General features: G+C 60.2%; 18 protein-coding genes, 1 tRNA gene and 1 pseudogene. 12 read left to right on the top strand and 8 right to left on the bottom strand.

Annotated features, from left to right (window positions below):
* Positions 1–103: 103 nt before the first annotated feature.
* Genes BFP95_RS20385 through BFP95_RS20375 form a run of 3 tightly spaced genes read right to left on the bottom strand, consistent with a single transcriptional unit; the run spans position 104 to position 2,320 of the window.
* Complete coding sequence (locus tag BFP95_RS20385) at positions 104–1,402, bottom strand: NAD(P)/FAD-dependent oxidoreductase (protein ID WP_065875160.1); 1,299 nt, start codon at positions 1,400–1,402, stop codon at positions 104–106.
* A 60-nt stretch (positions 1,403–1,462) separates the two neighbouring features.
* On the bottom strand, positions 1,463–1,636 hold the full coding sequence (locus tag BFP95_RS20380) for a DUF3094 family protein (RefSeq protein ID WP_044286631.1): 174 nt from the start codon (positions 1,634–1,636) through the stop codon (positions 1,463–1,465).
* Positions 1,637–1,690: 54 nt separating this feature from the next.
* Positions 1,691–2,320 (bottom strand): DUF1780 domain-containing protein, encoded by a 630-nt coding sequence (locus BFP95_RS20375; RefSeq protein WP_049710060.1) that lies wholly within the window; start codon positions 2,318–2,320, stop codon positions 1,691–1,693.
* 103 nt (positions 2,321–2,423) lie between these two features.
* On the opposite strand from BFP95_RS20375, the gene BFP95_RS20370 reads away from it, so the two are divergent.
* From BFP95_RS20370 to BFP95_RS20360, 3 genes are all read left to right on the top strand, one after another.
* Positions 2,424–2,891, top strand: a complete 468-nt coding sequence (locus BFP95_RS20370) for an FAD/FMN-containing dehydrogenase (protein ID WP_065875159.1) — start codon at positions 2,424–2,426, stop codon at positions 2,889–2,891.
* Positions 2,888–3,577, top strand: coding sequence for an energy-coupling factor ABC transporter permease (locus BFP95_RS20365; protein ID WP_065875158.1), 690 nt, complete (start codon positions 2,888–2,890; stop codon positions 3,575–3,577). Before BFP95_RS20370 ends, BFP95_RS20365 begins: the two co-directional genes overlap by 4 nt.
* A gap of 74 nt (positions 3,578–3,651) precedes the next feature.
* Positions 3,652–3,867 carry a hypothetical protein gene (locus BFP95_RS20360; protein ID WP_003171680.1) on the top strand — a complete coding sequence of 72 codons (216 nt, stop codon included), beginning with the start codon at positions 3,652–3,654 and terminating at the stop codon, positions 3,865–3,867.
* Here the strand turns inward: BFP95_RS20360 and yacG are convergent.
* The 4 genes from yacG to BFP95_RS20340 are packed head-to-tail and all read right to left on the bottom strand — an operon-like array spanning position 3,864 to position 6,752.
* On the bottom strand, positions 3,864–4,064 hold the full coding sequence (gene yacG, locus BFP95_RS20355; protein ID WP_003188437.1) for a DNA gyrase inhibitor YacG: 201 nt from the start codon (positions 4,062–4,064) through the stop codon (positions 3,864–3,866). The two genes, BFP95_RS20360 and yacG, sit on opposite strands and share 4 nt — an antisense overlap.
* Complete coding sequence (gene coaE, locus BFP95_RS20350) at positions 4,061–4,684, bottom strand: dephospho-CoA kinase (protein WP_065875157.1); 624 nt, start codon at positions 4,682–4,684, stop codon at positions 4,061–4,063. The genes yacG and coaE overlap by 4 nt, the downstream gene beginning before the upstream one ends.
* Complete coding sequence (locus tag BFP95_RS20345; protein WP_065875156.1) at positions 4,681–5,547, bottom strand: prepilin peptidase; 867 nt, start codon at positions 5,545–5,547, stop codon at positions 4,681–4,683. Before BFP95_RS20345 ends, coaE begins: the two co-directional genes overlap by 4 nt.
* Positions 5,544–6,752: a type II secretion system F family protein gene (locus tag BFP95_RS20340; protein ID WP_065875155.1), complete on the bottom strand. Its 1,209-nt coding sequence runs from the start codon at positions 6,750–6,752 to the stop codon at positions 5,544–5,546. The genes BFP95_RS20345 and BFP95_RS20340 overlap by 4 nt, the downstream gene beginning before the upstream one ends.
* A 202-nt stretch (positions 6,753–6,954) precedes the next feature.
* Between BFP95_RS20340 and BFP95_RS20335 the strand changes: the two genes are divergently transcribed.
* The 4 genes from BFP95_RS20335 to BFP95_RS20320 all read left to right on the top strand — a co-directional run bounded on the left by BFP95_RS20335 (position 6,955) and on the right by BFP95_RS20320 (position 9,377).
* Positions 6,955–7,368, top strand: a complete 414-nt coding sequence (locus BFP95_RS20335) for a pilin (protein WP_065875154.1) — start codon at positions 6,955–6,957, stop codon at positions 7,366–7,368.
* Between the two features lie 35 nt (positions 7,369–7,403).
* The gene (locus BFP95_RS20330) at positions 7,404–8,804 is read left to right on the top strand and encodes an O-antigen ligase family protein (protein ID WP_065875153.1); all 1,401 of its coding nucleotides are present in this window, start codon (positions 7,404–7,406) and stop codon (positions 8,802–8,804) included.
* A 48-nt stretch (positions 8,805–8,852) separates the two neighbouring features.
* A tRNA-Thr gene (locus tag BFP95_RS20325) sits at positions 8,853–8,925 on the top strand.
* Between the two features lie 146 nt (positions 8,926–9,071).
* Positions 9,072–9,377 carry a DUF6388 family protein gene (locus BFP95_RS20320; RefSeq protein ID WP_065875152.1) on the top strand — a complete coding sequence of 102 codons (306 nt, stop codon included), beginning with the start codon at positions 9,072–9,074 and terminating at the stop codon, positions 9,375–9,377.
* A 180-nt stretch (positions 9,378–9,557) separates the two neighbouring features.
* On the opposite strand, the gene nadC is transcribed toward BFP95_RS20320, so the two are convergent.
* Positions 9,558–10,406, bottom strand: a complete 849-nt coding sequence (gene nadC / locus BFP95_RS20315; protein ID WP_065875151.1) for a carboxylating nicotinate-nucleotide diphosphorylase — start codon at positions 10,404–10,406, stop codon at positions 9,558–9,560.
* 191 nt (positions 10,407–10,597) lie between these two features.
* Here nadC and BFP95_RS20310 point away from each other — a divergent pair, with 191 nt between their 5' ends.
* The 5 genes and pseudogenes from BFP95_RS20310 (at position 10,598) to BFP95_RS30405 (ending at position 16,382) form a co-directional block, all read left to right on the top strand.
* Positions 10,598–12,748, top strand: a complete 2,151-nt coding sequence (locus BFP95_RS20310; protein ID WP_065875150.1) for a DUF1631 domain-containing protein — start codon at positions 10,598–10,600, stop codon at positions 12,746–12,748.
* A gap of 61 nt (positions 12,749–12,809) precedes the next feature.
* Complete coding sequence (ampD, locus tag BFP95_RS20305; protein WP_065910611.1) at positions 12,810–13,373, top strand: 1,6-anhydro-N-acetylmuramyl-L-alanine amidase AmpD; 564 nt, start codon at positions 12,810–12,812, stop codon at positions 13,371–13,373.
* Complete coding sequence (gene ampE / locus BFP95_RS20300; protein ID WP_065910610.1) at positions 13,370–14,206, top strand: regulatory signaling modulator protein AmpE; 837 nt, start codon at positions 13,370–13,372, stop codon at positions 14,204–14,206. The genes ampD and ampE overlap by 4 nt, the downstream gene beginning before the upstream one ends.
* A gap of 178 nt (positions 14,207–14,384) precedes the next feature.
* Positions 14,385–15,476, top strand: a pseudogene (locus tag BFP95_RS30410) (methyl-accepting chemotaxis protein); the annotation flags it as partial.
* Positions 15,453–16,382 carry a methyl-accepting chemotaxis protein gene (locus BFP95_RS30405; RefSeq protein ID WP_371914463.1) on the top strand — a complete coding sequence of 310 codons (930 nt, stop codon included), beginning with the start codon at positions 15,453–15,455 and terminating at the stop codon, positions 16,380–16,382. The pseudogene BFP95_RS30410 and the gene BFP95_RS30405, both read left to right, overlap by 24 nt.
* Positions 16,383–16,505: the final 123 nt, after the last annotated feature.

Here is a 16,505-nt window from a genome sequence, read left to right as displayed (position 1 = left end):
TAAAGCAGTTACACGGAGTACAGCCGTGGGAGCGTTGCCGCCTCTGGAAAAAATGGCTTGATGAAAACCATCAAGACAGTTGCTCCCACATTAATAAGCGTTGTTAGTGCAATTTCAGACGCGGCTCGGTGCCTCGGCCGATCTTGCTCCCCAGCATCAGCATCGCCGTACGGAAAAACCCATACAGCGCCACCTGGTGCATCCGGTACAGCGACACGTAAAACATCCGCGCCAACCAGCCTTCCAGCATCACGCTGCCAGTGAGGTTACCCATCAAGTTACCCACCGCCGAGAACCGCGATAGCGAAATCAGCGATCCATAGTCGGTGTACTTGTACGACGGCAGGTCCTTGCCTTCAATACGCAGCTTCAGCGATTTTGCCAGCAGCGACGCCTGTTGGTGAGCCGCCTGGGCCCGTGGCGGTACGTTGCGGTCGGTGCCCACTTGTGGGCAAGCAGCGCAGTCACCAAAGGCGAAGATGTTTTCGTCGCGGGTGGTTTGCAGCGTTGGCAACACCTGCAGCTGATTGATACGGTTGGTTTCCAGGCCGTCGATGTCCTTGAGGAAACCTGGTGCGCGAATGCCGGCGGCCCACACCTTGAGGCTGGCTGGAATCACTTGGCCGCTGCTGGTGATCAGGGCGTCGGCCGTCACTTCACTGACCGCCGAGTTGGTCAGCACCGTCACTCCGAGCTTTTCCAGGGTTTTATGCACAGGCCCGCCGATACGCTCCGGCAGGGCAGGCAACACCCGTGGCCCGGCTTCGATCAGGGTGATGTGCATGTTTTCCGGCTTGATGCGGTCCAGGCCATAGGCGGCCAACTCATGGGCGGCGTTATGCAGCTCGGCGGCCAGTTCGACGCCGGTTGCACCGGCGCCGACGATGGCGACGCTGATTTTTTCCACCACGTCGGTCTGCCCGGCATGAGCGCGCAGATAGTGGTTGAGCAATTGCTGGTGGAAGCGCTCGGCTTGCTTGCGGGTGTCGAGGAACAGGCAGTGTTGCGCCGCGCCTTCGGTGCCGAAATCGTTGGTGGTGCTGCCGACCGCGATGACCAGGCTGTCATAGTCCAGCACGCGCGCAGGCACCAGCTCACGGCCTTCTTCATCAAGCGTGGCGGCGAGCTGGATCTTCTTTTGTTCACGGTCAAGCCCGCTCATGCGCCCCAGTTGGAACTCGAAGTGGTTCCATTTGGCCTGGGCGACATAATTGAGTTCGTCCTCCGAAGAGTTCAGCGAACCTGCGGCCACTTCGTGCAGCAAGGGCTTCCAGATATGGGTCAGGTTGGCGTCCACCAGCGTGATGCTGGCGGTGCCGCGCTTGCCCAGAGTCTTACCCAGGCGGGTAGCCAACTCCAGGCCGCCGGCGCCGCCGCCGACGATAATAATACGATGGGTCATGGGGATATCTCGCAAGGCTAAAAGAAATCGGAGCAGTTACCCCCGCGAGCGCCAGGCAGCTCATAGCGTCAGGTAACTCAAAAGGCGACTCAACAGGCCGAGGCCGATCACCACTACAAGCACCACACCGAGGAGCAGCCACGGCCGGAAAGGCTTGCGCTCGACTCGGTGTTGGGAGAGTTGCAGGTACTCTTCGACATGCTGTTGGTCATCGGGGTTCAGGCGGCTGGTCATAAAGGCCTCGTCAGGTAGACGTTGCAAAAGGGCGCCACGTTACAGTCCGGGGGCTCAGAGGCTGATGCCCACGTCGAACACTATGCTGCGGCCCAGGTTGTTGCGCAAGAAATCCGGCGCGTCCGGGTGTGCGAACAGCACCCGTGCAAAAGTCGGCCCCACCAGTGACAGCGAGCGCCAGCCTTGGCGCAGGTATTCCGTCGGTGGCGGGAAGTGGCTGTTGAGGTCTAGCACTTCGCGCTTGAGGCTGGAGAAAGCGACGATATCCAGCTCCCCCAGGTCCATGCCGCGCTCTTTATAGTTGTGGGCCTTTTTGCGCAATGTGGGCGCCAGGCGCATTAAAAATTCATGGGCCGGGATACGTCGCGGCTTGGCTTCACGTCGTACCAGTTGGCTAAGGGAGAAGGCGCTGCGACGGCGCAGCAACTCGTCACGCCATTCGTCGTTCAGGCGACGGCCTTCATCCAGTACGAAAAACACTTCGAAGCTGGCATCGCGGAACAGCACGTCCGGCGGTTCTTGCCCGGCGGCGTGAAACTCTTCGGCACGGTAAGGCACGTTCAAGCCTTGCAGCAGGCGCTGGCAGACCCAACGCTCACGCTCCCACTTGCGGGCATTGGACAGGAAAGCGTTGGCTTGCTCGGCCGCCACGGTGAGCAGGCGCAAGTAATCTGAGTCATCCATAGGTAGCAGCTTAGCGCTCAAATCATGACCGCAGGAAGTCCCGCTGTAAAAGCTCGGTGTAGACTGGTCACTCGATCATCAAGCCGGACTTGAGGAGTGCGTAGTGAAGTTTTTAGCGGTGCTGATGCTCAGCCTTTTACCCGTGTGGTCCCAGGCCGTTGAAGTGGGTGAACGCCTGGCGCCCTGGACGTTGCTGGATCAATTCGACCAGGCCTACACCCTGGATGACCAAGCGCAGATCTTGCTGGTGGCGCGCAGCATGGACGCCGCCAAATGGGTGGATACGGCATTGCAAGGGCAGCCTAAGGGGTATCTGGAGTCACGGCGCGGGGTGTTTGTCGCCGATATCCAGCGCATGCCCCGACTGATCGCCAAACTGTTCGCAGTGCCGGCCATGCAGTCCTATAACTACCGGGTTATGCTGGACCGTGACGCGCGCGTTGCGCCGCGTTATCCGGGTCCTGTGGATAAGGTGCTGTGGCTGCAACTGGATAACGGCAAGCTGGTCGCGCAACGCGAATACAGCTCTGGCGCTGAGCTGCGCCAAGCCCTGGAGCAGGTGAAGCCGTGATCAGTGCGGCCGTGTTGGCGCCGCAAACCCTTGGCATCGGCTGGCTGTTGTACGCGCCGGTGGTGCTGTGGGCAATCTTGCGTTCGCCATGGGTCGAGTTGTTTGCCGACCGGCGGCGTCAGCATTTGCTGTTCGGCACGGTGTTCGCGTTGTTCATGCTGTGGTTGGTACGGCGGGATTTCGATACCGGGGTCTCGTACCACTTTATCGGCATGACTGCCGTCACCCTGCTGCTGGATTGGCCACTGGCGATCGTCGGCGGCTTTGCTGCCCAGGTGGGCCTGATGTTGTTGGGGCGCCAGGACTTGGCTGCCCTTGGTGTCAACGGCTTGCTGCTTGTCGGGCTGCCAGTGCTGGTTACCGAGGGTTGCGCACTGCTGGTCGAGCGTGCGCAACCACGCAATCCGTTTGTGTATATCTTCTGTTCCGGCTTTTTTGCCGCCGCGCTGTCGGCGTTGCTCTGCCTGTTGTTCGGGCTCGGGCTGTTGTGGTTCGACGGTCTTTTTGCCATGCCGGAATGGCTGGAGGATTTCGTCGGCTATCTGTGGTTGATCATCTTCCCAGAGGCCTTTATCAACGGCATGGTTATCAGCGCTTTGGTGGTGTTTTGCCCGGAATGGCTGGAGACCTTCAACCGTACTCGCTACCTCTCGGCGCCCTGGAAGGACGACGATTCACAGCGTTGACCCAGATCAAATCCCGCGTAGCCGAGCAGGCCCATGCTCTGCGAAATTTTCCTGGGCAAGGCGGGGGCACGATCATGAGTGTGTATGAGTGGGCACGGCAGGAGTTGCGCAGAAGCCAGGATGCGGCACAGGAAATCGGTTTTGACCCAGGCTTGACCCTGCGCGCCATGCTCAGTGCGGTGGTGCAGCAGAGCAAGGGTGTGCGCAGTTTTGAAGACCTGGCCGACGAGCTGCAATACCTTGCAGAGAACCTCGACGACCAGCAGGAATATGCCTTTATGCGCCCTTAATGGCGCGGCGGCAGGTCTTCGGAAAACAGCTCGTCTTCGGCATCCGGAGCCACCGGGATTTTGTGTTCCTCGGCCGCCCAGGCGCCGAGGTCGATGAGCTTGCAACGGTCCGAGCAGAACGGCCGGTTGAGGTTGGTCGCTTTCCATTCCACGGGTGCGCCGCAGGTTGGGCAATCGACGGTCAAGGGTTGGCTCATGTTCGGCCTCCACGCAAAGTAAGGTAAAAGTGGTGCAGTCGCTCGACCTCGCTGTGCAGCCAGGCGAGGTCCTTGTCGTTGACCAGTATGTCATCGGCATGGTTCAGGCGGTCTTCACGGCTTGACTGCGCCTTGAGGATTGCCTGTACCTGTTGTTCGGTGATGCCGTCGCGCTGCAGGGTACGCTGAATCTGCAGCGATTGCGGCACGTCGATCACCAGGATGCGTTGGGTCATGCTGTTCTGGCCTGACTCAATCAGCAGCGGCGATACCAGGATTGCGTAAGGCGACTGCGCGCGCGCCAGGTGGTTGCGAATCTCCTCGCCAATCAACGGGTGTAGCAAGGCTTCAAGCCAGCGGCGCTCTTCGGGTACCTCAAAGATCAGCTTGCGCAATGCGGCGCGGTCCAGCTGGCCGTCAGGCTGCAGCACGCCGGCACCGAAGTGCTCGGCGATGCGTGCCAGTGCCGGCCGGCCAGGCTCGACCACCCAACGGGCGGCGTGGTCGGCGTCCACCAGGTCAATACCCAGGTTGATAAAGTGCTGGGCAGCCGCACTTTTGCCGCTGCCGATACCGCCGGTGAGGCCGAGAATCCAAGGTGCTGCAACAGAAGTGGTCATCTGAAACCGACAGACTGCAAATAGAAGTCGGTTATTTGACCACCCCAGAGCAATGCAATCCAGCCGGCAATTGCCAGATACGGACCAAACGGCATGGGCGCCGATGCCTGGGTCTTGCGCAGACGCATCAGGATCAAGCCTACGCACACCCCAAGCAGGGACGACATCAACAGCGTCATCGGCAGGATCTGCCAGCCACCCCAGGCGCCGAGCAGCGCCAGTAACTTGAAGTCGCCGTGGCCCATGCCGTCCTTGCCAGTGACCCACTTGAACAGCCAGAACACGCTCCACAGGCTCATATACCCGATCACCGCGCCCAACAGGGCGTCCGGCAATGTCGTCAACAGGCCCAACCCGTTGACGATCAGACCCAGCCATAACAACGGCATCACCAGCACATCGGGCAGCAGTTGATGGTCTGCATCGATCAGGCTCATCGCCAACAAGCCCCAACTCAGCACCATCACCGCTCCCGCCTGCCAGCCAACACCGAAATGCCAGGCCACCCAGGCCGAGATCAGCCCGCACCCCAGTTCTGTAAGTGGATAGCGGGCGCTGATCGCGCCCTGGCAATGGGCGCAACGGCCTCTGAGAAACAGATAACTGAGTAGAGGAATGTTTTCCCAGGGACGTATCGGATGATTGCAGTGCGGACAGCAGGAGTTGGGATGCATCAAATTGTAAGTCGGCCCGGCAGGTTCAGCGGGCAAACCGAGCACTTCGTGGGCCTGGGCGCGCCATTCACGTTCGAGCATTTTCGGCAGGCGCCACACCACCACATTGAGAAAACTGCCAATCACCAGCCCCAATACCCATGCCATCACGACAAAAGCCAATGGGTGTTCACCCAGCACCAGGTTCAAAATGCACTCCCCAACTGGAATACCGGCAGGTACATGGCGATCACCAACGCGCCAACGATACCCCCCAACACCACCATGATCAGCGGTTCCATCAGGCTGGTGAGGTTGTCGACCAAGTTGTCCACATCGGCCTCGTAATGGCTGGCGACCTTTTCCAGCATGCGGTCCAGTGTGCCCGACTCTTCGCCGATGGCCGTCATCTGGATTGCCATTGCGGGAAACAGTCCGCTGGCGACCATGGATTGGTTCAGTTGCATGCCAGTGGATACATCGTGTCGCATATGTTCGATTGCCTGTTTGAACGGTCCTGAACCGGCAGCACCAGCCACCGATTCCAGTGCCTGTACCAACGGAACACCGGCGGCAAAGGTGGTGGAAAGCGTGCGGGCATAGCGAGCCACGGCTGATTTGCTCAGCAGTTTGCCTGCCAGAGGCATTTTCAACAAACCGGTGTCCAGCCATAGACGAAAAGCAGGCAAGGCACGATAGGCGTGGCGCAATCCCAGAGCCCCCGCAAGAGCGCCCAGCGCCATGATCCACCAGGCTTTCTGCATGAACTCGGAGAGCGCGATAACCTGCAAGGTAAAACCGGGCAACGTGCCGTCGACCCCGGCAAACAGGTTCTGGAACTGCGGCACGACGTGGATCAATAGAACGCTGGTGACAACGCTGGCCACTACCAGCACGGCGATCGGGTAGGTCATGGCCTTTTTGATCCTGGCCTTTAATTGCTCGTTCTTTTCCCGATGGATTGCCACGCGCTCCAGCAGTGTTTCCAGTGCCCCGGCCTGTTCGCCGGCTGCCACCAGGTTGCAATACAGCTCATCGAAATAGCGCGGTTGTTTGCGCAACGCTTCGGCCAGGCTGGAGCCGGCGGCGATCGCCTGTTTCAACCCTTGCACCTGCTCACGCACAGCTCGGTTGTCGAAGCCTTCGCCGATGATGTCGAAGGCTTGCAGAAGGGGAATGCCGGCCTTCAGCAGCGTGGCCAGTTGGCGAGTGAGTAGGGTGATGTCCGTCGATCTGATCGACGGTGCCAAGCTTGGCAGCACGGCAGATTGCTTGCGTACCACGCCTGGGCTGATGCCTTGCCGGCGCAACTGAGCCTTGACCAAGGCGGGGTTGTGCCCTGCGGTTTGCCCGAACACCTTACGTCCTTTACGGTTGATGCCTTCCCAGGCGTACAGCGTTGAAGCGTTATCCATGACAGGGTTCCGCAGAGAGGTCGTCGAAGATTTATAGCTTAGTCAGGTGACGGATTCGGGCAGGCAGGCAACGCAGGATAAAATGTCAGAATGTGCGTCCAGTGCGCGATTGAGCGCTTGCGGATGAGTACACTGGCGCCGCTGCACAACACGGGGCGCAGGAAGCGCCTTGTCATGAGTTCTATTCTGGAGAGTGAAAGTGATGCGTCAGAAAGGTTTTACTTTGATCGAGTTGTTGATCGTCGTGGCAATCATCGGCATCTTGGCCACCATCGGCTTGCCCATGTACACCACCCACCAGGCCAAGGCCAAGTTCACCGCCGGCCTGGCTGAAATCACCGCGTTGAAGCCTGGGTATGAAGACACCCTCAACCAAGGCACCGTACCCACGCTGGCGTTGATCGGTGGCGCCAGCCCGACCGCCAATTGCAAGATCGATGTGGCAGGGGATGTGGCGACGGGCGCGGGTTCCATCCGTTGCGAAATACTCGACGCTCCCGCGCCGGTACTGGGCAAGACCATCAGCCTGACGCGCAACGCCACCAGTGGTTGGAAATGCATCACCACTGCTGACGCGAAATATATCGCCAAGGGCTGCGGCGCCGACGGTGCATAACTGCTAGACCCTCCACAGGGAAGTTGAGGTGGCCGATGTATTTATCCATACAGCAGCGTGGCAGTATTTTTCTGGTAGCAGTGGTGTGTCTGCTGGTTGTCGGGATTTGTGCACCGTTCAGTGGGCATGATCTACAGCGGGCGATGCAGATTGCCATCGGGGCTTGTGCGGTGCTGTATGGGCTGTCGGTCGCCCCCGTTGAACGGTTGGTAGACCGGCCCACCACCCTGGGCCTGGCGCTGATTATTGGGCTGGGCCTGGTGTCATCGACGCTGGCCCACCAGCCGCTCTGGGCACTGGCCGAAGTGGCTTTGTTTGTCAGTTGCGGTGCGATTGCCGTGGCAGTTGCCTTGCTGCGTCGCCAGGGCGGCGAGCCTTTGGACCGCGCCTTGATCATGGTGGTGGTGCTGCTGTGCCTGATCAAGTCGATTCAATACGTGTATGCGGGCGCACTCGCGTTCGCCAGCGCCGAGCGGACGCTGGACCCTGACTTGCTGCTCTCTGGCTTTTCCAACAAGCGATTCTACGGCCAGTTCCAGACGTTCACCCTGCCATTGCTGGCGCTTCCCTTGTTGATCCCGACGCTCTCGCGCTCGCTCAAAGTTGCGGTGTTTGCGTTGCTGTGCGTGTGGTGGCTGATCGCAATTGGTGGCGGCACACGCGGCACCTGGCTTGGCATGGGCGCGGCGGGTGTGGTGTTGGCGGTGTTGGGGCCTTGGGGCCGGCGCTGGCTGGGGTGGCAGCTGGCCGCAGTGTGTGGCGGGCTGTTGCTGTACTGGCTGGTGTTTACGGTGTTAGCGGATTACCTGGGGATCGAACTCACCAGTGGCGCCAGCGATCGCCTCACCACCTCGTTGTCGGGGCGCGGGCCGATCTGGTGGCAGGGATGGCACATGCTCACCGAACGGCCAGGGCTGGGTTTCGGGCCTATGCATTTTGCCGATATCACCAACAGGATTGCCGCTCACCCCCACCAGGCCATCCTGCAATGGGCCAGTGAATGGGGTGTGCCATCGGCTCTGTGCGTCGCGGTGTTGGCGTGGCGAGGCGGCTGGGCCACATTCGGTATATTGCGTGAGCGTGCGCTGAGCGCCGAGCGTGCAGACCTGCTGCGGCTGTGCCTGTTTGCATCGGTGGTTGGCGCGTTGGTGCAGTCCATGGTCGATGGCGTGATTGTGATGCCCAACTCCCAGGTTTGGCTGGCGCTGGTGGTGGGCTGGCTGATGGCGCTGCATGTGTGGCGAATGCCGCCGACCGCTGAACTGCCATTGGCCCGGGGTGCTTGGAAAACGCTCAGTGTGCTGGCCGTTGGTCTGTTGATTTTTATTGTCGCGCGCGATGTACCTCACATCAAGCAAGCGCAGCAGCAGTACCTGGACGGCCATGACACCTTCCTGCAACCGCGCTTCTGGGCCCAAGGTGTGATTGCCCGTTGACGCCGGTAAGTTGCCGGACTTCCGATGCAGTGCTAGCTTTAGCCCACCGCCCGTGTAGCTCAGCCGGTAGAGCAGCGCACTCGTAACGCGAAGGTCGCAGGTTCGATTCCTGTCTCGGGCAAAAAGGCAACAAAGGCAGCACGTTTTCAGTTGATCCCAGAATGGTTCTGAAGGCCAGACGAGCCGGCATTCGCGCCCGCTCATTTGTATCTGCGCAACCCTTGATGACCCAGATGCATCCCCATTCCTCGATCTAAGAGAACACACATGACCACGACTGAAATGACCCAGGAAGCTCGGCACGAAGAAGCACTCAATAAATACCTTGAGGACACGCCGCAGCTTAAAGAAGAAATCAAGGACCTGAGCGCCGACGATCAGCGCGATCAGATTCAGTGGGCATTCGAGGACGAGGCCGAGAGCCAGGGCCTCCAGCCTTGGGAGCTGACCCTCAAGTACACCTCGACACCGGAAGAATTCGAAGCGGCACGGCTGGTCTTGCACAAAGAGGCGGCCGAGGTGCTGGGTGTCGATTGGGAAGAGTACTGCGAGATGAATAATCTGGTGGTCTGAGCGTTTTAAATGGGCGGGCTTGTTGTGGCGAGGGAGCTTGCTCCCGCTGGGCTGCGAAGCAGCCCTGATAGCGGGTGGTGAGGTGTATCAGATACACCGGCTGTGTCGGAAAGGGAGTGCTCCGCGCTCCAGCGGGAGCAAGCTCCCTCGCCACAGTGAGCTCGCTCTTAATTTGAAAGCTTAGATACTCAGCCGCATCGACAAATCCACCGCCTTCACATCCTTGGTCATGGCGCCGATTGAGATGTAGTCCACCCCGGTCTCTGCGATAGGCAGCAGGGTGCTTTCATTGATCCCGCCGCTGGCCTCCAGCTTCGCCTTGCCGCCGTTCAGGCGCACGGCTTCACGCATATCGTCCAGGCTCAACTCATCGAGCATGATGATATCCGCGCCCACTGCCAGGGCTTCGCGCAGTTCATGCAGGCTTTCCACTTCGACTTCCACCGGCTTGCCGGGTGCGATCTTGTGGGCGGCCGTGATCGCCTGGGCAATGCCCCCGCAGGCGGCGATATGGTTTTCCTTGATCAGGAACGCGTCATATAAACCGATACGGTGGTTGTGGCAGCCGCCGCAGGTTACTGCGTACTTCTGCGCAAGGCGTAGGCCCGGCAGGGTTTTGCGGGTATCGAGCAGCTTGACCTGGGTACTGGCGACAAAATCTGCCAGGAATTGGGCGCGGGTCGCGACCCCGGACAGCAACTGCAGAAAATTCAACGCGCTACGTTCGCCGCTGAGCAGCGAGCGTGCCGGACCTTCCAGGTTGAACAGCGCTTGGTTGGGGCTGACGCGTTCACCGTCGGCGACCTGCCAATGCACGGCGACCCGTGGGTCCAACTGACGGAATACCGCGTCGACCCAAGCCGTACCCGCGATAACAGCGGCGTCGCGCGTGATGATGGTGGCGGTGGCCAGCCGTTCGGCCGGGATCAACTGAGCAGTGATGTCGCCGCTGCCGACGTCTTCCAGCAGTGCGCGGCGCACGTTGGCTTCGATTTCGGCGGTGAGGTCGGCAAGACGGAGATTCGGCATAACAGGCTCCACAAACAAAGTGCCCCGATTATAGGGGCAGTGCGCTTCTGAACCCAGGCTCACCCCTCATTTACCGTGCGATGGCAGAGTTTGCTGGCGCAACCCACCTCATTTGCAAGATAATCTTGCGCCTTGCAATTGGCGTCATAGCTTTGACGTTTAGACAGATAGCGCCGTTTCAGGAGGCCAGGATGCACAATGACGGAAAGGTGGTGCCAATCAAAAAGGCACACGCCACGCCATCGCCGCTCGCCCGACTTCCGGTGGTGTTGCTGCAGGTCCGCGACAAGGCGGTGCAACAGTTGCAGCAAGGGCTGCAGGAACTGTTCGATAACGCCGACGACACGTTGTTCGAAATGGCCGACAGGTCGCGCAACACGCTTGACCACCATATTTTCTTTGAAGCCATGCGCGACCTGCGCCTTAAGCGCAAGAATTTTGAGCGCGTGTTCCTGGAGCAACTGTTTGAAGCCTTCGCCAGCCTGGGCCAGGCGGGGCAGGGAGAGCTGCAACTGGTGCCGGTGGTTTCCTATGACGCGCCGCCCGGTTCATCCAAGGATGCCCTGGAAAAAGCCGTGGCGCTTGAAGCCATGCTCGGCCGGGTACGACATCGTGACGGCCTGGCCCTTGGTCAACTCACTGCGCGGTTGAGCGCATTACTGGGCAATCGCCTGGATGAGCGTGACAACCCGCTGGGCCCCGCGCTGTTGTGTGAGTTTTTCCTGCGGGCGGGGCGCAGCCTGGGGGTGGAGATCCGCGTCAAACTGATCATGCTCAAGCTCTTTGAAAAGTACGTGCTCAGTGACGCCGACCAGTTGTATGGCGAAGCCAATCAATTGCTGGTCGCGACCGGCGTATTGCCGGAACTCAAGGCCGTACCGTCCCGTCGGCTTGAGGCGCGTGCGGCCCGCGAACACCCGCACGAAGAGGCCCCGTCGGCCGCCGATCAGCCCGCCGACGACAATGGCCAGGAAGCCTTCGCCGCGCTCCAGAACTTACTCACAGCGGTACGCGGCAGCGTGGCGCCAACGCTTGAGGCCAGTGCCGAACCGCTGCCTATTTCCACCCGTGATCTGTTACGCCTGCTGTCCCACTTGCAGCAGTACGTGCCGGAGCCTGAGGCCGAAGACGATTTCGACCTGTGTAACCAGCTTGAACAGTTGCTCACCCGTGTCAGCGTCAAGAGTGGTAAGTCGCGGGTGGTAGAGGATGCGGACGAAGACGTGATCAACCTGGTCGCGCTGTTATTCGAATTTATCCTCAACGACCTTACCGTGCCCGGTGCCTTCAAGGCTTTGATCGGTCGCCTGCAGATCCCGATGCTGAAAGTCGCGTTGCTCGACAAGAGCTTTTTCAGCCGCGCCAGTCACCCGGCGCGACGCTTACTCAATGAAATCGCGGCCGCCGTCATGGGCAGCAGTCCGCCTGAAGACTGCCAGCGCGACCATCTTTATCTGCGCATCGAGCAAGTCGTGCAGCGTTTGCTCAATGAGTTCGTCGAAGACCCGGCGATTTTTCCCCAATTGCTCGCAGAGTTCAGCGTGTTTACCGCCGATGAACGGCGACGCAGCGACCTGCTTGAACAACACACCCGCGATGCCGAAGCTGGACGCGTGCGCACCGAAGCCGTACGCCAGCGCGTGGCCGATGTGCTTAATCGACGGTTGTTGGGCAAGGTCCTGCCGCGTCCGGTGGTGCAGTTCCTGCAGCAGGCATGGAGCCAAGTGTTGTTGCTGACCAGCCTCAAGCACGGTGAGCAGTCGGTGCAATGGCAAGCGGCGTTGCGCACCATGGACGAGCTGATCTGGAGTGTCAGCCTGCAGCAAGACACTGAAGCCGGGCGCCATTTGCTGGAGCAACTGCCTGGCTTGCTCAAGGCCTTGCGCGATGGGTTGACCAGTGCCGCGTTCGACCCGTTCAGCACCCGTGAATTCTTTCTGCGCTTGCAGGCCTTGCACGTCCAGGCGCCCGAAGGCATGGAAGATCTGATCGAAGTGCGCGAGCCGTTTGTCCTCAGCGCGGCGTCGCCCGCCCCGGTCATCGACCTGCCGAGCAACGACCCGGACTTGCTCAAGGCTCAAGAACTAAAGGTGGGTAGCTGGGTGGTGTTCCAAGCGGACGCGACCAGCACTCTGCGGTGCAAGCTGACGGCGATCATGGCACCGGCCAACACGTATATCTTCACCAGCCGCACGGGGCTCAAGGTGCTGGAGAAGAGTACCGGCCAGTTGGCGCTGGCGTTCAAGCGCGGCACGCTGCATTCCTTGGACGACGCCCCCCTGTTCGAGCGCGCGCTGGCCGCGGTGTTGAATAAACTGCGTCAACTCAATCGCGGCAAGTGATCGCAACCAGAGGGTCGAACGCGGCATACTGGTCATACGTTGTCTCGTTCAAGGAACCTGTATGCAGTTGGACCCCACCAGCGGTTGGTGCCAGGGCATTCGTCATTGCCCTTCGCCCAACTTCAACGAGCGCCCCGCAGGCGAAATCTCACTGTTGGTGGTGCATAACATCAGTTTGCCACCGGCGCAGTTCGCCACCGGTAAAGTGCAGGAATTTTTCCAGAACCGCCTGGATGTCACGGAACATCCCTACTTTGAAGGGATTGCCGACCTACGGGTGTCTGCGCATTTTCTGATTGAGCGCGATGGCACGGTGACGCAGTTTGTCTCCTGCCTCGACCGCGCCTGGCATGCCGGGGTCTCATATTTCGAGGGCCGGGAAACCTGTAATGACTTTTCCCTGGGGATAGAGCTGGAAGGCACGGATGATCAGCCGTTTACCGACGCACAATATGTGGCGCTGACCGATCTGGCCCGCCAATTGCTGGCGGCTTACCCGGGCATCACCCCCCAGCGCATTTGTGGTCACAGCGATATCGCGCCGGGACGCAAGACCGATCCCGGCCCCGCTTTTGATTGGACGCGCTTTCGCAGCGCCCTGCAGGATGGAGGACACGCACGATGAGTTTTCTGGTGTTGGTGCTGGCCGTATGGATCGAGAAGTTCTCGGCCCTGCGCCAGCGGTTGCAGCGCGATGGTGGTTGGCTGCGCGAACTGGCCAAGCTGGAATCGAGCCCGAGCATGGGCAAGCGTCCCTGGCTGATTCTGGTAGTACTGGTGTTGTTGCCGGTGGCATTGCTGGCGTTGTTGCTGCTGGTGCTGGAGCCGGTGGCCTACGGTCTGTTGGCGCTGCCGGTGCACCTGGTGGTAGTGATCTACAGCCTGGGCCGTGGTGATCTGCTCGCCGGGCTCGGTCCGTTTCGCGATGCCTGGCGCCGTGGCGACCTGCAAGCTGCCGAGCACGTGGCCGAACGTGACCTGAACCTCAGCGCCGACAGTGGCGAACAGCTGCTCGAACGCGTTCAGGGCCATCTGTTGTGGCAGGCGTACCAGAGCTTCTTTGCGGTGATTTTCTGGTACTTCCTGCTGGGCCCAGTGGCTGCCTTGGCCTATCGCCTACTTGCCCTGGCCAGTGAGCACAGCAAGAACCCACGGGGCGCCGAGCGCGCCGGGCAACTGCGCCACGCGTTTGACTGGCTGCCGGTGCGCCTGTTGGCGGCCAGCTTTGCCTTGGTGGGCAACTTCGTCGCGGTTGGCCGCGTGATGCTGCACGAACTGCTGAGCTGGGACATCAGCGCTGCCCAATTGGTGGAAAAAGTCGGCCTGGTCGCCGCCGAAATCCCGCCACCAGCGGTGGGCGCCGATGGCATCAACAGCCTGGATCGCATATGGGAACTGCTGCTGCGCGCCGCCGTGCTGTGGTACGCCGGGTTTGCAATCTGGACGGTATTGCCCTAGCCGAGTGAATGCGGGCAAATTATTTTTCGGCAGCCCCGCTGCCGTTAACCTTAAGTTACAAAACTCCCTTTCAAATTGAGCTATACAGATGCTGGCTAACTGCCGCCCTGGGCCTCAATAAAAATAAAAGAAAGGGAGTTCACCTGTGAAGAGCTTGCTCTATCCCGCCGTCGCGCTGATGAACCGCCTGAGCTTCGGCATGAAGTTCAGCTTGATCAGCGTGCTGTTCCTGCTGCCCATGCTGGCGACCAACTATTACCTGGTGCGCGATTCTTGGCGTGAATTCCAGGGCACACGCGTGGAATTGCAAAGCCTCGACTTGCTCGGCAGCAGCCTGGCCTTGCGCCGCGACTTGGAAACCCTCAACAACCAAGTCCAAATCAACGCCACCCTTGGCCAGTCCGGCAAGGCCGGCGACCTTGAGGGCAAGATCAGCGCATTGGAAAGCAGTGTCCTGAGCCGCCTGCAAAGCCTCAGCGCCATGGCGACCGATCCCGAGCAAATTGCCGCCTTTGACGGCAAGCGCGACGAGTTGATCGCGGCCTTCAAGGCCCAGCAGCAGGAAACATCGCTGCTGAGCAAAAGTGCACTGATCGGCAAGTTGCTTAACAAGGCACAGATGCTCAGCCAGATCATCGCCAGCCAATCCGGTTTGAGCCGCGACCCCCAGAGCGATCTGCGCCAGCTCAGCGAATTGATCACCAGCGTGACCCCGCAAGTCACGCAGACCCTGGGTGAAGGTCGGGCAATCGGCGCGTATTCCCTGGGCCAAGGTTTTCTCAATTCGTCGTCCAGTACGCGCTTTGACGAACTGTTGCAGCAATTGGAAAAACTCCAGGCTGAATATGGCTTGAAGTTGCAGGATGCCTTGGGCGCCAGCATAGCCGCGCACACTGCACTCGATGGCCTGGCCAAGGCGAGTAACGCCAGCTTGAAGCAAGGCAGTGAGTTGTTTGAGGAGCAGGTGGTGATGGCCGAAACCCTTGACGCGCCCTGGCAGGGTTTCTACGACGGTATCAGCCAGCTGATGGCCCAGACCTACCAGTTGGACGACGCCACCCTGGCCTTTCTCGGACAGCAGTTGGAGCAACGCCTGGCGCAGAACCGCACGCACATGGTGGTGCTGGTCCTGGCCCTGACGGTCGTGTTCCTGCTGATCTTCTATTTGTACGCAGGGTTTTACGCCTCCACGCGCACAACCCTGCGGCGCCTGGGGACGATGATGGACAAGGTGGCGGCCGGCGATATGACGGTCACCTTTGTCGCGGATAGCCGCGATGAGTTGGGCGACCTGGGCCAGGTGTTCAATGGCACCGTAGCGAAGATCCATGACTTGATTGAACGTGTCGGGCACACCGTCGGCCAGGTCGAACTCCAGGCCGGCCAGGTGGAAACGGTCTCAGCCCAGAGCAATCAGGCGGTGTCCGGGCAGCGCACGCAGATCGAGCAAGTCGCGACGGCCATGAACCAGATGTCGTCCACAGCCCAGGAAGTCGCACGCAGTGCGGCGGCGGCGGTCAGCAGTGCCCAGAGCGTCAGCGATGAAACTGTCAGTGGCCGTAGCCTGGTGCAATCCCAGCAGGGCAGCATCGCGCGGCTGGCCTCGGAGATCGATCAGTCGGTGCGGGTGATTAACCAATTGGCCACCGACAGCCAGTCCATCAGCAGTGTGTTGGAAGTGATCAAGAGCATTGCCGAGCAAACCAACCTGCTGGCACTCAACGCCGCCATCGAGGCCGCGCGGGCCGGTGAGCAGGGGCGTGGTTTTGCTGTGGTGGCCGACGAGGTGCGCACCCTGGCCCGGCGTACGCAGGACTCCACAGAAGAAATCGAACAGATGATCAGCCGCTTGCACAGCGGTGTGTCGGCCGCCGTGAAGGCCATGGGCAGCAGCCATGAAATGGCCAATGGCACCGTGGAGCAGTCGGAAAGGGTCCAGCAGGCCTTGGAAAATATCCTCGGTGCGGTGGGCATGATCGTCGATCAGAACCAGCAGATCGCTGCCGCCGTGGAACAACAGACGGCCGTCGCCCACGATATTGACCAGAATATCGTCGCAATCAATCGGGCCGGCGAATATGCCGCCGAGGGCGCGCATCAGACCGAAGCGGCGAGCCGGCAGTTATCGATGCAGGTGATCGAGTTGAAGCAATTGATCGGTGCGTTTCGCGTGTAAGACCTGGACGTAGGATTTATCGCTGGATGGCGTGGTGCTTGTCCTGATTTTCCGGCGTCCCTTTTCTGGCCCCCTGAATGGGTGAAAATTCTTTCACTCGATTTCAAGTTCTGGGGAGGCACA

It is taken from the genome of Pseudomonas sp. 58 R 12 (assembly GCF_900005865.1).
Classification (GTDB): Bacteria; Pseudomonadota; Gammaproteobacteria; order Pseudomonadales; family Pseudomonadaceae; genus Aquipseudomonas; species Aquipseudomonas tritici.
Note: the sequence above shows the minus strand (reverse complement) of the source record. Positions and strands in the feature narration are given on the sequence as shown.

Bases quoted from the DNA above. Each gene is read 5' to 3' on its own strand.
- BFP95_RS20385 (WP_065875160.1), bottom strand. From the start codon at position 1,402: ATGACCCATCGTATTATTATCGTCGGCGGCGGCGCCGGCGGCCTGGAG.
- BFP95_RS20380 (WP_044286631.1), bottom strand. From the start codon at position 1,636: ATGACCAGCCGCCTGAACCCCGATGACCAACAGCATGTCGAAGAGTAC.
- BFP95_RS20375 (WP_049710060.1), bottom strand. From the start codon at position 2,320: ATGGATGACTCAGATTACTTGCGCCTGCTCACCGTGGCGGCCGAGCAA.
- BFP95_RS20360 (WP_003171680.1), top strand. From the start codon at position 3,652: ATGAGTGTGTATGAGTGGGCACGGCAGGAGTTGCGCAGAAGCCAGGAT.
- yacG (WP_003188437.1), bottom strand. From the start codon at position 4,064: ATGAGCCAACCCTTGACCGTCGATTGCCCAACCTGCGGCGCACCCGTG.
- coaE (WP_065875157.1), bottom strand. From the start codon at position 4,684: ATGACCACTTCTGTTGCAGCACCTTGGATTCTCGGCCTCACCGGCGGT.
- BFP95_RS20340 (WP_065875155.1), bottom strand. From the start codon at position 6,752: ATGGATAACGCTTCAACGCTGTACGCCTGGGAAGGCATCAACCGTAAA.
- BFP95_RS20335 (WP_065875154.1), top strand. From the start codon at position 6,955: ATGCGTCAGAAAGGTTTTACTTTGATCGAGTTGTTGATCGTCGTGGCA.
- BFP95_RS20330 (WP_065875153.1), top strand. From the start codon at position 7,404: ATGTATTTATCCATACAGCAGCGTGGCAGTATTTTTCTGGTAGCAGTG.
- BFP95_RS20320 (WP_065875152.1), top strand. From the start codon at position 9,072: ATGACCACGACTGAAATGACCCAGGAAGCTCGGCACGAAGAAGCACTC.
- nadC (WP_065875151.1), bottom strand. From the start codon at position 10,406: ATGCCGAATCTCCGTCTTGCCGACCTCACCGCCGAAATCGAAGCCAAC.
- BFP95_RS20310 (WP_065875150.1), top strand. From the start codon at position 10,598: ATGCACAATGACGGAAAGGTGGTGCCAATCAAAAAGGCACACGCCACG.
- ampD (WP_065910611.1), top strand. From the start codon at position 12,810: ATGCAGTTGGACCCCACCAGCGGTTGGTGCCAGGGCATTCGTCATTGC.
- ampE (WP_065910610.1), top strand. From the start codon at position 13,370: ATGAGTTTTCTGGTGTTGGTGCTGGCCGTATGGATCGAGAAGTTCTCG.
- BFP95_RS30405 (WP_371914463.1), top strand. From the start codon at position 15,453: ATGACGGTCACCTTTGTCGCGGATAGCCGCGATGAGTTGGGCGACCTG.